We start from the raw sequence: 14,684 nt of genomic DNA, 5'->3' as shown, positions 1-14,684 counted from the left end.
CGGCAGTCTGCCCGGCGTCGGTCTGCCCGATATGGGTCTGCCCGGCGTCGGTCTGTGCGCGGCCGTCGTGTCGTACGCCCGTACCGCTCAGGCCGACGTCAGCCGTGCCGGTTCCCTGCCGGTGAGCAGCGTCGCCAGTGCCAGGTCGATGTCCGCGCCGAGGTACCAGTCGCCGGTGTGGTCGATGGCGTAGACGCGGCCGACGGCGTCGATGGCGAGTACGGCCTGGCCTTCGCCTTCTTCGCCGAGCGGGGTGATCTCGGTGTCCAGCGACCGGCCCAGGTCGGACAGGGTCCGGGCGAGGTGGATCCCGGCGAGCGGGTCGATGCGGACGGTGGCGGGTGCTATCTGCCGGCCGGGCCCCGCGGGCGTGATGACCAGACCGCCGAATTCGGCCCAGGCCTCGACGGCGGCGGGGAAGACGGTGTGCAGGTGGCCCGCGGGCGTGACGTGTGCGCGCAGGGTGTCGGCCCATTCCTCGGCCTGCCTTATGTCCCACCGTCCTGGCTGCCAGCCGGCTTCGCGCAGGGCGGCGTCGACGGGCGCGGGGAAGCGCGTGGAGGTGGGGGCGGACGTGGGGTCGGGCATGTTCAGCCGTTCTGGGTGGGGTCGACGGGCCGTACGCCGAAGTGGTCGAGCAGGGCGATGCAGGACCGGCAGGGCGGCGCGTAGCTGCCGTGCAGCGGGTCGCCGTCCTCGCGGATGCGGCGGGCCGTGAGTTTGGCGTGTTTGAGCGAGCGGCGGGCGTCGCCGTGGGTGAGGGGTTTCTTGCGGGCGCGTTTGGAGCGCCCTTCGTCGGTGGCGGTGAGATGTCTGGAGAGCAGGATCGCTTCGGGGCAGCGCCCGGTGAATCGTTCCCGCTGTCCGCTGGTGAGGGTGTCGAGGAAGTCCTGTACGAGGACGTGCAGTACGGGTGGCTGATCGGCCTTGCCCGCGGTGCAGGTGAGGGTCTCGCCGCGGACGGAGAGGGCGGCCGCCACCGCGGGCAGGATGCCGTCGCGGCGCCGGTGGAGCTGTGGCGGAAGGTGTGGGTCGACGCTGCTCCAGCTGAGGCGTGGGTCGCCCTGTGCGTCTGTTGGTGCGGTGTGCATCGTGCTTGTCCCTCCCGTGCCAGCTGCGGGTAGCCGCTGGTGTCACGCCCCCGTGTCGCGGGGACAGCCTGCCAAATTTGACGCCGGATCGGGTAGCGGAGTCGCGGATCAGGGCGTGGCGTCGGCGCTGGGTCACCCCGAAGTAACCGCTTGTCACCGGGAAGGAGCCTCTCTGTGGCGTGTTGCGCCACCGCATAGGCTGTGCGTAACCAGCCAGCAGCAGCAGGGGGCAACCGCCATGACGACAGGTCGGCTCGGGCAGCAAGCCGCGCCACCGAACGCCGGTTATGCCGGGCAGGTCGTGCAGTTCCCGGATCCGGTCCGGGCTTCCCGTCACCCGCACGGGGTACGGGTCGACGACCGCGGCTTTCCGGATTTCGTGCCTTACGCGCGTGCCGCCGCCGAGATCGCCGAGCCTCCCGAGGGGTTCGGCGTGGACGAGTTGCGGCTCACGGACTACGTGTCGGCGAACGCGGCGCTGGCCGCCGCGGGGCACGAGTTGTGGGACACGATTCCGCCGGTGGCCACCCCGCACGGCTGGACCTGGCACCATGTGCCGGCTTCCCGGCGGCTGGTGCTGGTCCCGGTCGAGGTGAAGGCGCTGTTGCGGCACCACGGCGGTCTCGCGACGACGCGGGTGGACCACGGCAAGCGCGGTACGCGCCCGTTGCAGGAGACCAGGCCGGTGCACTTCGGGCTGCCGAAGGGCGAGGTGTCGGTCACGGAGCGGCAGTTGCTGGGGGTCGAGGAGGATCTCGGCTACCGGCTGCCGGGTGCGTACCGCTCGTTCCTGAAGGCGGCGGGCGGCTGCGCGCCGGTGGGCGCCGCCCTGGACCCGGAGTTGGGGCTGCTGGTGGACCAGCCGTTCTTCACGGTGCGGGACCAGGCCGCGGTCAACGACCTGGTGTACGTGAACAAGTGTCTGCGCGACCACCTGACCAAGGACCATCTGGGCGTCGGTTTCGTCCAGGGCGGCATCCTGGCGGTCAAGGTACGGGGCGAGCGGATCGGTTCGGTGTGGTTCTGCGCGTACGACGACGCCCGTGACCAGGACGGCTGGAGCGTGCAGGAGCGCGTGGAACGGCTGTTGCTGCCGTGCGGTGACGACTTCGACGTCTTTCTGCAGCGACTGGCGGGCAATCCGCCGGAGTTGGAGACCGTGGCGAACCTGATGGTGGACGGCGGCTTCGCGCAGGCCGTCCCGGTGGAGGGATGAGCGCGATGGTGACCTTCGCGCAGGCGCAGGAGCGCGCGGAAGAGTGGGTCAACGGTGAGGTCCCCGGCTATCAGCACCGCGAGGTGCGGGTCCGGGAGTTCGACCTGGGGTTCGTCGTGTGGGCGGAGGACCGCGAGGGCGGTCCGGTCTCCGACGGCGGCCGGCAGCGGCTGGTGATCGCAAGGGACAGCGGTGAGGCGACGCTGTGGCCCGCGCTGCCGGTGGGTGAGGTGATCCGCCGGTACGAGGAGGAGTACGGGACGCGGCCCGAGCCTGCCGCGCCGGCGCCGCCGCAGCGGATCGACCTGAATCAGACGTCGTTCCTGTTGACGCCGCCGGAGTGGCTCCAGGACGCGGCGGACAAGCTGGGCATTCCGGATCACCGTCCGGAGAGGGCCGGTTCGCCGGAACCGGCGGCTGCTTCGGGTGCGGCTGGATCGGGTGCTGCTGGATCGGGTGCGGGCGCTTCGGGCGCTGCGGCGTCGGACGGGCCCGGCAGCTCCGGCGGTGCACCGCCGATCGGTGCGACGCCGTGGGCCGGTACGGACACGAACGCCGCGTCGGAGGAGGGTTCCGTACCGCTGCCCGCGACGGTGTTCGCGCCGCCGCTGTCCGGGTCGGACGAGGACGACGAGCCGCGGCCGGCCACGGGCGCCGATGCGCCGACGGCGCTGATGTCGGGCGGCAGCCAACTGCCGCGTACGGCGGTGGCTTCGTCGTTCGACCCGCAGTCGCTGCCGGGCGCGGAGCCGAATCCGCCGGGGGTGAATCCCGCCGGGGCGAATCCCGCGGGGCCAGGGCCTGTCGGTCCCGGACCCGCCGGGCCCGGTGCGCCGCGACCGCCTGCGGCGCCGGGGCGTCCGGTGGGCAGCAACGCGAGTGACATAGCGGACGCGGCGACGAGCAAGGCGACCGCGCCGCCGCGCGGCAGCCGCAGGTCGGCTTCGAGTCCTTCGACCCCGCCGCCGCCCGGAGCGCCGGGCACGCCGGGGGCACGGCCGCCGGGCCCGCCGCCGTCACCCGGTGCGCCGGGGGCGGCCGGTGGGTACGCCCCGACGCAACTCGTGTCGCAGCAAGGCCCGGAAGGACCGCGGCCTCCCGGACCGCCTGGTCCGCCCGGAGCACCGGGGACGCCCGGAGCGCCCGGGACGCCGCCGGGCGGGGTGCATCACGCGGCGACGATGTTCGCGGACCCGGGGCAGGGCGGTCAGCCGCCGAGGCCGCCGGGCCCGCCCGGTGCTCCTGGCGCCCCTGGTACTCCGGGCGCGCAGCCGGGTCCTCCGCAGCCTCCCGGGCCCCCCGGTGCGCCGGGTGCGCCGGGTGCGCCGCCCGGTGGGGTGCATCACGCGGCGACGATGCTCGCCGGTCCGAATCCGTCGGGTCCGCAGGCCCCGCCCGGCATTCCGGGTCCGCCGGGACCTCCCGGGCCGCCGCCCTCGTACGGCTACCCGCCGCAGCCCACCGGGCTGCCGACGGTCGGCCCCGGTTACCAGGCCGTGCTGCGCTACCGCGCCCCCGACGGGTCCGAGGCGCAGCTGATCCGTCGTTCCGCGCCGGGCACCCCGCATCCCGAGTGGCAGATCCTGCATGAGCTGCGGGCCATGAACGTGCCGCCGCAGCAGGTGCTCGAACTGCACACGGAGCTGGAGTCGTGCGAGCTGCCGGGTGGTTACTGCGCGCGGATGATCAGGGAGACCTGGCCGCAGGTGCGGATCACCAGCGTCGCCCCGTACGGCCAGGACCACGCGAGCAGGCAGCAGGGCATGCAGCATCTGCTGACCCACCAGGGCGAGTTGCACCAGGTCGCGGACGGTCCCGCGCGGCCGGCCCCGGTGCGTGCGCCGCTGCCGCCCGTACCGCCCGTGCCGCCGATTCCGCCGGAGGGCGTCGCGCAGGAGCTGATGGCGGCCTTCGGTCCGCAGGGCATCTGCCGCTACGACCAGCGTGCGGTGTCGCGGCAGGGTGTGCCGGAGGCGGTGGCGCTGACGATGGTGTGGGCGGGGCTGCCGGCCGACTTCGGCCCGTTCTTCTGGGCGCAGCCGGCTCAGCCGGTGGTGCCGACGCTGGCGGAGCTGGCGGCGCAGCGGCAGGTGCAGGCGGCGCCGGACGCCGGGTCGTACCTGGTGATGGGCAGCGACTTCGGCCGTGCGCTGTGTGTGCAGTACGGCACGGCGCACATCATGGCCGTACCGGTGGAGGCGGGGCCGGGCGGCCAGTCGGCGCCGCCGCAGTTCGTGAACACCGGGCTGCCGGAGTTCACCCGGTCGCTGGCGCTGCTGGGACGGATGTGGCGGCTGCGGTTCGGGCTCAATCCGGAGCAGGCGGGCCGCTGGACCGTCGACTTCCAGGCACAGCTGGCCGCGCTGGATCCGGCGGCGCTGGCGTCGCCGGAGAGCTGGTGGTCGGTCCTGCTCGAACAGATGTGGGACGGCTTGCTCTGACCTGACCCATGCGTTCCGGTCCGACCGGGGCCCTCGCCGCGTTTCGCGGTGGGGGCCCCGGTCGTTTTTGGACGTTCTCGACCGGCCTCCGACCGGCCGTTCCGGCACGCGGACCGGATGCCGCATCCTTGAAGAATCAGATGGGCGGAGTGTCGCATTATGCGTATTTCGCTTTGATCCAGCAGGATGTGCGCCGGATCGCGTTGTGCGCCCCGTGTCGGAGGAGGGTTTCAAGGATGAGTCCGCCACCCCTGTCGTCTCATGGCTTCGTGCCCGTCCGGGGGCGTGGTTACCGCCCCGAGCAGGTCGACCGGCAGCTGGACGAGCTGTCCAGGGACCGGGACGAGGCGTGGGAGCGCGCCGCGCGCCTCACCGTCCTCGTCAAGCGGCTGGAGGCCGAGGCCGAGGAGCTGCGGGAGCGGGTTTCGGCCATCGAGCCGCAGACGTACGAGTCGCTGACCGACCGGGCCAGGGAGATCGTGGCGCTCGCCGCCGACGAGGCGCAGGACGTCCGGGTGGCGGCTGCCGAGGAGGCGCAGGCGGTACGGGACGCCGCCGGGGCAGCGGCGCGCGCGTCCGGCGATTCGGCGCGGGAGTGGGCGGACGCGCTGCGCGCCGAGGCCGACGCGTACGCGGAGGAGCTGCTGGCGGCGGCGCGCAGGACGGCCGACGACGAGCGGATCGGGGCGCGGCGCGAGGTGAAGGCGCGGCGTACCGAGGCGCTGGCGGTGCTGAAGGAGACGCGGCAGCGTACCCACGACGTGCTGGAGGGTCTGGAGAAGGGCCACGCGGAGCGGCTGGCCGCGCAGGAGCGCGACGTCGCGGAGCGTGAGGCGGCGCTGGAGGCGCGGCACGCGCGCCAGGTGGCGCGGGCGAAGGCGGGTCTTGACGAGGCGCAGCGGACGTTCGCCGAGGCGGGGGAGCAGGCGCGGCACCGCCAGGAGGACACCAGGGACCGGGCGGCGGAGCTGCTGGCACAGGCGGGTGCTGCCGCTGACCGGGTGATCAGGGACGCGGAGCGGGTGGCGCGGGAGCAGGCGGAGTACGGCGAGGAGCTGCGGGCGCACCTGCGGCACGTACGCAACAGCCTGGCGGCGCTGTCGGGGCGTGCGCCGGTGTCGTCGTCGGAGGAGTGAGCGCGGCCGTTTCGGCGCGGCGGCTCAGCTGTCGCTGTCGTCCTGGATGATCGGGAAGCACCGGGGCGCGACGAACAGCAGGACCAGCAGGGCGACGGCCGCTGCCGCCGCGGCGCCGACGAAGACGTGGTCGACGGCGGCTGCCACGGCGTGCCGCAGGTAGTCCGCCGCCTGCGTGGTCAGCGCGGCCGGGTCGTCGAGGGCGCGCGATATCGCGTCGACGTCGGTGGGGAGCCCGCCGGTCGGCGCGGCGGCGAGGCGCGCGGCCAGCACGCTGTTGGCGACGGCGCCGAACAGCGCGGCGCCGACGCTCTGGCCGATCTGGCGGCAGAAGAGGATCGAGGCGGTGGCCGTGCCGCGTTCCGACCAGCCGACGCTCGACTGCACGCCGATGATCAGCGGCAGTTGGAAGAGTCCGAGCGCCCCGCCGAGCAGCAGCATGACGAGCGCCGGCTGCCAGGCCTGCCCGGGGAAGGGCAGGAAGGGGAAGGCGAGCAGGAAGACCAGGGCGAGGCTGATGCCGACGACGCCGGTGAGCCGGAAGCCGATGCGGTTGTAGACGCGGTTGGACAGCGCGGCGCTGACCGGCCAGCTCAGGGTCATCGCTGACAGTACGAAGCCGGCGGCGATCGGGCCGAGGCCGAGCACGGACTGGGCGTAGGTCGGCACGAACACGGTCGGGGCGACCATCAGCAGACCGAGCGCGCCGAGTGCCAGGTTCACCGCGGCGATGTTGCGGCGCCGCCACACCCAGCCGGGGATGATCGGTTCGGCGGCGCGGCGTTCGATGACGACGGTGGCGCAGGCGAGGACGGCGGTCGCGGCGAACAGGCCCAGCGAGGGCGCGGAGAGCCAGGGCCAGGCGACACCGCCCTGGACGAGCGCGGTGAGCAGCAGGGCGCCGGTGGCGAAGACGGCGAGGGCGCCGGCCCAGTCGATACGGGCCTTCCTGGGGCGTACGGCGTCCCCGCTGCCGGTGGCGGAGGCGCCCGTACGGCCGGTTTCCCGCAGGTGCCGGACGATGAGCCAGAGCGCGGCGGCGCCGACCGGCAGGTTGATCAGGAAGATCCAGCGCCAGTCCAGGTATCCGGCGAACAGCCCGCCGATGGCGGGTCCCGCGACGGACGACGTGGCCCAGACCGTGGAGAGTTTGGCCTGGATCTTGGGGCGTTCCTTGAGCGGGTACAGGTCGGCCGCGACGGTCTGCACGGTGCCCTGGATGGCGCCGCCGCCGAGCCCCTGGACGACGCGGAACGCGATGAGCGCCGCCATGCTCCAGGCGGTCGCGCAGAGCACCGAGCCGACGAGGAAGAGGACGATGCCGGCGATCAGGACCGGCTTGCGGCCGAAGGTGTCGGAGAGCTTCCCGTACACCGGCAGGGTGACGGTGACGGCGAGCAGATAGCCGGAGAACAGCCACGAGAAGATCGACAGCCCGCCGAGGTCCCCGACGATCTGCGGGACGGCGGTGGCGACGATCGTGCCGTCGAGAGCGGCGAGCGCCATGGCGAGCATCAGCGCGGCGACGACCGGGCCGCGTCCGGTGGGTGCGGCGGTGGCGGTCGCCGTCCCGGATATCGCTTCGGTGCCGCTCACAGCATCCCTTCCCCGTACAGGTAGTTCCGCCGCCACCTTCTCATCCGCCGTGTTCTCCACCCAAGGGCTCACCTCACGGGTGGAGACCCCTAGGGGCTTGTCCTTACTGCGTTCCATGGGCCGTTCGTCCCGGTGGATGAGGTGCTGCCCACCCTTGTGTCCTTACCTTGTTCTTACGGCGACGGCGGGGACCAGAACGGGGGCCCGCCGTAGTCGGGGGGTGGGGAAAACCCCAGGTGAAGTGTGCGCTGAGCACCAATGCGCCGGGGTGCCCCTGACCAACAGACTGATGCGGCGGACCGAATCGGCGATCCGCGTCAGCGAGCTTGACCAACGAACGTGACCGACGAACGTGACCGACGAACCGATCGACATTGGAGATTCACCGTGACAACGGCTGTGAGCATTCCCAGGCACGGGGGCACTGGAGGGCGTACGGCGGTCGCGGCGCGAGCGCGGCAGGTCGTCAAGGCGTACGGGGCGGGGGAGACGAGAGTGGTCGCGCTCGACCATGTCGATGTGGACATAGCGCGGGGGCAGTTCACGGCGATCATGGGCCCTTCGGGCTCGGGCAAGTCGACGCTGATGCACTGCCTCGCGGGGCTCGACACCGTCACGTCCGGGGAGATCTTCCTGGACGAGACGGAGATCACGAAGCTGAAGGACAAGCACCTGACGCAGCTGCGCAGGGACCGGATCGGTTTCATCTTCCAGGCGTTCAACCTGCTGCCGACGCTCAACGCGCTGGAGAACATCACGCTGCCGATGGACATCGCGGGGCGCAAGCCGGACGCCGCGTGGCTGCGCCGGGTGGTGGAGACGGTGGGGCTCGCCGATCGGCTCAAGCACCGGCCGACGCAGCTGTCGGGCGGTCAGCAGCAGCGGGTCGCGGTGGCGCGGGCGCTGGCGGCGCGGCCGGAGATCATCTTCGGTGACGAGCCGACGGGGAACCTGGACTCGCGGGCCGGCGCCGAGGTGCTGGGCTTCCTGCGCCGCTCCGTGGACGACCTGGGGCAGACGATCGTGATGGTGACGCACGACCCGGTGGCCGCTTCGTACGCGGACCGGGTGCTGTATCTCGCGGACGGCAGGATCGTCGACGAGATGCTGCGGCCGACGGCCGACGCGGTGCTGGACCGGATGAAGGACTTCGACGGCCGGGGGCGTACGTCGTGACGATCCTCAAGACCTCGATGCGCAACTTCCTCGCGCACAAGGGAAGAATGGCGCTGTCCGCCGTGGCGGTCCTGCTGTCGGTGGCATTTGTGAGCGGCACGCTCGTCTTCACCGACACGATGAACACGACGTTCGACAAGCTCTTCGCGCAGACGTCGGCCGATGTCACGGTCAGCCCCAAGTCGGCGGCCGGCGCGTCCGACATGCCGGACAACGGCAAGCCCGAGTCCCTGCCGGCCTCGACGGTCCAGCAGGTCGCGAAGGCCGAAGGGGTGAAGTCCGTCGAGGGCGCCGTCTCCAGCATGAGCGTGACGGTCGTCGACGCGAAGAACAAGAACATCGGCTCGACCAGCGGCGCCCCGACGATCGCCGGCAACTGGACGCGTAACGACCTGCGTTCCGTGGAGGTCACCTCGGGCCACGCGCCGCGCGGCCCGACCGAGGTGATGATCGACAAGGACAGCGCCGACAAGCACCATCTGAAGCTTGGTGACGAGCTGCGCACCATCTCCGTCACGGGTGACTTCACGGCGCGGATCGCCGGTCTCGCCACGTTCAAGGTGACCAACCCGGGTGCGACCGTCGTCTACTTCGACACGGCGACCGCCCAGCGTGAACTGCTCGGTGCCACAGGGCAGTTCACCCAGCTCAACGTGACGGCCGACGAGGGTGTCGGCGACACGGTGCTGAAGAGGGACGTGGCGGCCGCGCTGCCCGGCGCGTACAAGTTCCAGACGCAGCAGGAAGCGGCGGACGCGAACCGCGACGACATCGGTTCGTTCCTCGACGTGATGAAGTACGCGATGCTCGGCTTCGCCGGGATCGCCCTGCTCGTCGGTGTCTTCCTCATCGTCAACACCTTCTCGATGCTGGTCGCCCAGCGCACCCGGGAGATCGGGCTGATGCGGGCGCTCGGCTCCAGCCGTAAGCAGGTCAACCGCTCGGTGCTGGTGGAGGCGGTCCTGCTGGGGATCGTCGGATCCCTCGCGGGGGTCGCCGCGGGCGTGGGTCTCGCCGTCGGGCTGATGAAGCTCATGTCGGCCGTCGGTATGGAGCTGTCCACCGGGGACCTGACCGTCAAGTGGACGACTCCCGCCGTCGGGATCGCGCTCGGCGTCGTCGTCACCGTCCTCGCGGCGTACATCCCGGCGCGGCGGGCGGGCAAGATCTCGCCGATGGCGGCGCTGACCGACGCCGGCACCCCGGCGGACGGCCGTTCGGGACGGATCAGGGCCACGATCGGCCTGGTCCTCACGGCGGCCGGCGGTCTCGCCCTCTACACGTCCACGCAGGCCGACAAGGCCGGCGAGGGCTCCACGTACCTCGGCCTCGGCGTGGTCTGCACGCTCATCGGGTTCGTGGTGATCGGCCCGCTGCTCGCCGGCGTGGTCGTCAGGGCGCTCAGCACGGTCGTGCTGCGGATGTTCGGCCCGGTCGGCCGGATGGCGGAGCGCAACGCGCTGCGCAACCCGCGCCGTACGGGAGCGACGGGCGCGGCCCTGATGATCGGCCTGGCCCTGGTGGCCTGCCTGTCGGTCGTCGGCTCCTCGATGGTCGCCTCGGCCACCGACGAGCTGGACAAGTCGGTCGGCGCGGACTTCATCGTCCAGTCGAACACCGGCCAGCAGATCGTCCCGCAGGCCGAGGCGGCGCTGAAGAAGTCCCCGGACATCGCCCGGATCACCGACTACAAGGTCCTCGACGCCAAGCTGACGTCCCCGGACGGCAAGACGGACAGCGACGAGGTGGTCGCGGCCGACCCGTCGTACATGAAGGACCTGCGCCGTGAGACCACGGCGGGCACCCTGTCCGGCGCGTACGGCAAGAACGCGATGTCGGTCGGTGACGACTACGCGAAGCGGCACGGTGTGAAGGTCGGCGACGAACTGACCGTCGCCTTCAAGGCCGGCAGGACGGCCAAGCTGAAGGTCGCGGCGATCACCTCGGACGACACGAGCGTCGACCAGGGCGCGAAGTACCTGAACATCACCACCGCCCAGCAGTACGTGACGCCCGACAAGATGCCGAAGAACACGATCATGTTCGCGGCCGCGCAGGACGGCAAGGAGAAGGAGGCGTACAAGGAACTCAAGTCCTCGATGGCCGCCTACCCGCAGTACAAGGTGCAGGACCAGACGGACTTCAAGCAGGACCTGAAGGACCAGATCGGCCAGCTCCTGAACATCGTCTACGGCCTGCTGGCCCTCGCGATCGTCGTCGCGGTCCTGGGCGTGATCAACACCCTGGCCCTGTCGGTCGTCGAACGGACGAGGGAGATCGGCCTCCTGCGCGCCATCGGCCTCTCCCGCCGCCAGCTGCGCCGCATGATCCGCCTCGAATCGGTGGTCATCGCCCTCTTCGGCGCCCTCCTGGGCCTCGGCCTGGGCATGATCTGGGGCACCTCGGCCCAGAAACTCCTGGCCCTGGAAGGCCTCGGAGTCCTGGAGATCCCCTGGCCCACGATCCTGGGAGTCTTCGTCGCCTCGGCCTTCGTAGGCCTGTTCGCAGCCCTGATCCCGGCATTCCGCGCGGGCCGGATGAACGTGCTGAACGCGATCGCGACGGAATAACCCCGCCACGAACGCCCCACCCGGCGCCTCGTCCAGCGGTCGCAGTTCATGCGTACCGCTGGACGAGGCGCCGGCGCAGCTCCGTGGCGCGGGGGTCGTCGTATGCCGCGACCAGCCGCAGCGCCTCGGACCCGGTCCGGCGAGCCGCTTGCGGGTCGGTACCGGCCAGCGCCTCGGCCAGTGCCTCCAGAGCGAGCGCCTCGTGCCAGCCGTCGGCGAGCTCCTTGTGGACGGCGGCGGCCCTGCGATGGAAATGGGCGGCCTCCTCGCTCCTGCCGAGCGCGACATATGTCTCGCCCGCGCCCCGCCAGGACATCGCCTCGCGACTGCGGTTGCCGAGCCGCCGATGCAGGTCGGCGGAGCGCTGGTACGAGACGAGCGCGTCGTCGGGACGGCCCGTGGCCCGCTGGGCGTCCCCCAGGGAGAGGAGCCAATAGCCTTCGAGGATCTGGTCGCGCAGGACGAGAGCGATGTCGAGGGCTTGTTCCGCCGACCGGAGGGCCGCCTCGGGTTGCCCCAGTTCGCGCTGCAGACAGCTCAGCAGGCGTAGCGCGTTTCCCTCACCTCCCTGGTTGCCCAGTGCGCGATGCGCGGCCAACGCCTCACGAACGCGGGCGAGCGCTTCCGGCAGGCGCCCGGCGTTGTAGTCGACCGTGGCCATGTTCGACAGTGTGGTGGCCACCCAGCGCTCCGAGCCCGTCGCCCGCCAGAGCGCGGCGGCCTGTTCGAAACGCACGCCGGCAGAATCCAGTTGACGGCGGCGCAGCTCGACGAGACCGATCAGGTTCAGGGAGCGCGCCTCGCCGGTCCGGTCGTCGGAGCGGCGTCGGATCGCCAGCGCCCGCTGATGACAGTCCAGGCTCTCGTCCAACTCGTTGATCCGGTGATGGGCCAGGCCCAGACAGGTGAGGAGTTGCGCTTCGGCTTCGCTGTCCTCCAGCCGCCGTGCCGCGGCCAGTCCCGCGTGGCCGACCGGCAACCAGTCGGTCATCGACGTGGACAGCGGCTGTACGTCCCATACGACCCGTGTCAGCTTCCAGGCCCACTCGTCGTGTTCCCCGACGGCGATGCGGATCATGCCGATCAGGTTGGCCTGTTCCCGCTCCGCCCAGTCCATGGCGGAGTTGTAGTCCACCAGGTCCAACGGCCGAACGGCCTCGGGCAACTCGGGAAGCGTCACGGGTTCCTGGGCGGGAGCAAGCGTGCGCCGGGCTGCTTCGGCGGTCCACAGATACCAACTCAACACACGGCGGACGCACGCCCGGGCCTCCTCCGCGGGTTCTTCCTGGTGCGCCAGCTCCACGGCGTAGGCACGGAGGAGGGTGTGGAACTGGTAGCGGTCCGGCCCGGTCTGCTCCAGGAGATGCGCCCCGACGAGGGAGTCCAGCAGCTGGCGGGTCCTGGCGGCCGGCAGCGCCGCGAGGGCGGCTGCGGCGTGGAGGCCGAATTCGGGACCCGGATGCAGACCGAGCCGGCGGAAGAGGGTGGCGACCCGCTCGGGCAGGGCTCGGTAGGACCAGGCGAACACGGTGCGTACGGCCTCGGCTTCGTCGTCGTCCCCGGTGCTGAGCGCGTCCCACAGGGCGGATTCGTCGCGCAGTTCGGCGATCAGGTCGGCGAGGCGCAGATGCGGGTTGGTCGCCGCGCGTTCACCGGCGATGCGCAGGGCCAGTGGCAGCGCCGCGCACAGTCGGGCGAGTTCGGTGAGTTCCAGCGGGTCGTCCTCGGCCCGGTAGCCGTCGGTCACCGCGCGCAGCAGGGCGACGGCTTCCTCCTCGGGCAGGGTGCCGAGCGTGAGACGACGGGCCCCGTCGCGCACGGCGAGTCCGGAGAGCCGGCTGCGGCTGGTGACCACGGTCAGACAGCGTGGGCCGCCGGGCAGCAGGGGACGCACCTGTGTGACGCCGGCCGCGTTGTCCAGCACGACGAGCATGGTGCGGTCGGCCAGCAGGGAGCGGTAGAGGGCGGCGGCCACATCAGGGTCCTGCGGTACGGAGTCGGCGCGCACCCCCAGGGCCGACAGGAAACCGCGGAGGGCCTCGTGGACACCCACGGGCCGACCGGGGTCGTAACCGCGCAGGTTCACATACAACTGCCCGTCGGGGAAGCGGTCCCGGACCTGATGGGCCCAGTGCAGCGCGAGGGAGGTCTTGCCCGCGCCCGCGGTGCCGGCGACGACGCAGACGGAGACGACGAGAGGAGCGCCGTCCGCAGTGGGCAAGATGGCGTTCAGCCGGTCCAGTTCACCGGTGCGGTTGATGAAACGGCCGATGTCGCCCGGCAACTGCCGGGGCACAGGACCGGTGCCTTCGCGTGCCCCGTCGTCCGGTGGGCCGTGCTGGTGGAAGTGGACCCCGCCGGTGACACTCCCGGCCTGGACGACGTCGTGGGACGTCCCCGACAGGTCGTTGTGCGAGCTGTCGGGGCGGTCCGGCGTACCGCCGTTGTCCTCGATGATTCACTCCGAGAGCGGGCGCAGGACCGGTGCGGGCAGTGGCGCGATCTCGCGGGCGAAGTACGTGGCGATGTCCTCGCCCGTCTCGTAGAGCGACCGGATGTACGCCTCCCAGGCCCCGACCTGGTGCGGGTCGGTGAAGCGGACCGCTCCCGAAGGGCGTCCGGCGTCGGTGTAGAGGACGTGGTAGAGGGTCCGGCTGCCGAGGACCACGATTTCGGGGAGCGGCTGCGCCGTCTCGGCTTCCGCGACCGACTCCCCTGCCACGATCCGTACGCTGTTCCCGCCCAGCTCGGCCTGCTGCCGCAGGGCGTGCAGCTCCCACTGCACATACGCGGTCACCGGGTGCTCGACGACCCGTACCCGGTGAAAGGCGTAGCCGCGGCGCTTGTTCTCCCGGGCCTTGGCGATCTGGGCGTCCCGTTCCTCGTCGAAGACGCGGAGCGCTCCCTGCCAGTCGCCACGGGTGAGCGCGTCCCTGCTGGGGTCACCCTGCTCCTCGAAGTACTGCCGCCGCTCCAGCTTCCACGAGGCGCCGTCGCGGATCGCGGCCTGGCGCTCGCGGAAGTCGCGCTTGTAGTCCGCACTGGCGAGGCGCTCGCCCCGTTCGTGGGCGATGTCCGGTGGGAGGAGCGTCGGCGTCGGACGGTCAGACATCGGGGATGTCCGCCTTCGCCGCGCTGAGCATGTTGCCGGGGATGACGACGAGACGTTCGTCGGCCGCCAGGGAGACCCCGTCGGGGAGCCGTGCCTGGTAGACCGCTGTCAGGTCCCGGCCGATCACCGCGACATCGCCGTTGTCCAGCAGCCAGATGTCCGGGCAGTCGTCGTCGTCCCGGGAGTTGCCCAACTCCTGCGCCGACTTGCCGAGCCGGCGTTCGAGTAACGCTGTCGGATCTGCTTCCCACGCGCGGGTCATGGATACCTCCGTCGAGGTGTTCGGGCCACTGAGTGGTGCCCAGCGTACGGAGCGTGATTGTCCGGCTGCAATGCCGCCTGCGCG

11 protein-coding genes are annotated in these 14,684 nt (G+C 71.6%); 5 read left to right on the top strand and 6 right to left on the bottom strand.

Translation table 11 applies throughout. The annotated features are described in order from the left end of the window. Positions 1 to 87: 87 nt before the first annotated feature. Entirely contained in the window at positions 88 to 588 is a 501-nt protein-coding gene (locus OHS57_RS15225) for an SUKH-3 domain-containing protein (protein WP_041988908.1), read from the bottom strand. Between the two features lie 2 nt (positions 589 to 590). After that, a complete protein-coding gene (locus OHS57_RS15220; RefSeq protein ID WP_041988909.1) occupies positions 591 to 1,091 on the bottom strand; it encodes a YwqJ-related putative deaminase in 501 nt (166 codons plus the stop codon). Between the two features lie 238 nt (positions 1,092 to 1,329). On the opposite strand from OHS57_RS15220, the gene OHS57_RS15215 reads away from it, so the two are divergent. From OHS57_RS15215 to OHS57_RS15205, 3 genes are all read left to right on the top strand, one after another. Further along, entirely contained in the window at positions 1,330 to 2,307 is a 978-nt protein-coding gene (locus OHS57_RS15215) for an SMI1/KNR4 family protein (RefSeq protein ID WP_328582283.1), read from the top strand. Further along, on the top strand, positions 2,304 to 4,748 hold the full coding sequence (locus tag OHS57_RS15210) for an SUKH-4 family immunity protein (RefSeq protein ID WP_328582282.1): 2,445 nt from the start codon (positions 2,304 to 2,306) through the stop codon (positions 4,746 to 4,748). Before OHS57_RS15215 ends, OHS57_RS15210 begins: the two co-directional genes overlap by 4 nt. Positions 4,749 to 4,984: 236 nt before the next feature. Beyond that, complete coding sequence (locus tag OHS57_RS15205; RefSeq protein WP_041988918.1) at positions 4,985 to 5,884, top strand: hypothetical protein; 900 nt, start codon at positions 4,985 to 4,987, stop codon at positions 5,882 to 5,884. 24 nt (positions 5,885 to 5,908) lie between these two features. On the opposite strand, the gene OHS57_RS15200 is transcribed toward OHS57_RS15205, so the two are convergent. Next, entirely contained in the window at positions 5,909 to 7,399 is a 1,491-nt protein-coding gene (locus tag OHS57_RS15200; protein ID WP_443043072.1) for an MFS transporter, read from the bottom strand. A 468-nt stretch (positions 7,400 to 7,867) separates the two neighbouring features. On the opposite strand from OHS57_RS15200, the gene OHS57_RS15195 reads away from it, so the two are divergent. Both OHS57_RS15195 and OHS57_RS15190 read left to right on the top strand, forming a co-directional pair. Beyond that, the gene (locus OHS57_RS15195; protein ID WP_041988920.1) at positions 7,868 to 8,656 is read left to right on the top strand and encodes an ABC transporter ATP-binding protein; all 789 of its coding nucleotides are present in this window, start codon (positions 7,868 to 7,870) and stop codon (positions 8,654 to 8,656) included. Then, positions 8,653 to 11,226 carry an ABC transporter permease gene (locus tag OHS57_RS15190; protein ID WP_041988921.1) on the top strand — a complete coding sequence of 858 codons (2,574 nt, stop codon included), beginning with the start codon at positions 8,653 to 8,655 and terminating at the stop codon, positions 11,224 to 11,226. The genes OHS57_RS15195 and OHS57_RS15190 overlap by 4 nt, the downstream gene beginning before the upstream one ends. Before the next feature lie 46 nt (positions 11,227 to 11,272). Here the strand turns inward: OHS57_RS15190 and OHS57_RS15185 are convergent, their stop codons facing one another. The 3 genes from OHS57_RS15185 to OHS57_RS15175 form a co-directional block, all read right to left on the bottom strand. Beyond that, the gene (locus OHS57_RS15185) at positions 11,273 to 13,522 is read right to left on the bottom strand and encodes an ATP-binding protein (protein WP_328582280.1); all 2,250 of its coding nucleotides are present in this window, start codon (positions 13,520 to 13,522) and stop codon (positions 11,273 to 11,275) included. 162 nt (positions 13,523 to 13,684) lie between these two features. Beyond that, positions 13,685 to 14,338 (bottom strand): DUF6879 family protein, encoded by a 654-nt coding sequence (locus OHS57_RS15180; protein WP_328582279.1) that lies wholly within the window; start codon positions 14,336 to 14,338, stop codon positions 13,685 to 13,687. Then, on the bottom strand, positions 14,331 to 14,600 hold the full coding sequence (locus tag OHS57_RS15175) for a hypothetical protein (protein WP_328582278.1): 270 nt from the start codon (positions 14,598 to 14,600) through the stop codon (positions 14,331 to 14,333). Before OHS57_RS15175 ends, OHS57_RS15180 begins: the two co-directional genes overlap by 8 nt. Positions 14,601 to 14,684: the final 84 nt, after the last annotated feature.

Origin of the sequence: Streptomyces sp. NBC_00370, from assembly GCF_036084755.1 — a bacterium.
Taxonomy (GTDB): Bacteria; Actinomycetota; Actinomycetes; order Streptomycetales; family Streptomycetaceae; genus Streptomyces.
This window is presented reverse-complemented; position numbering and strand designations above follow the sequence as displayed.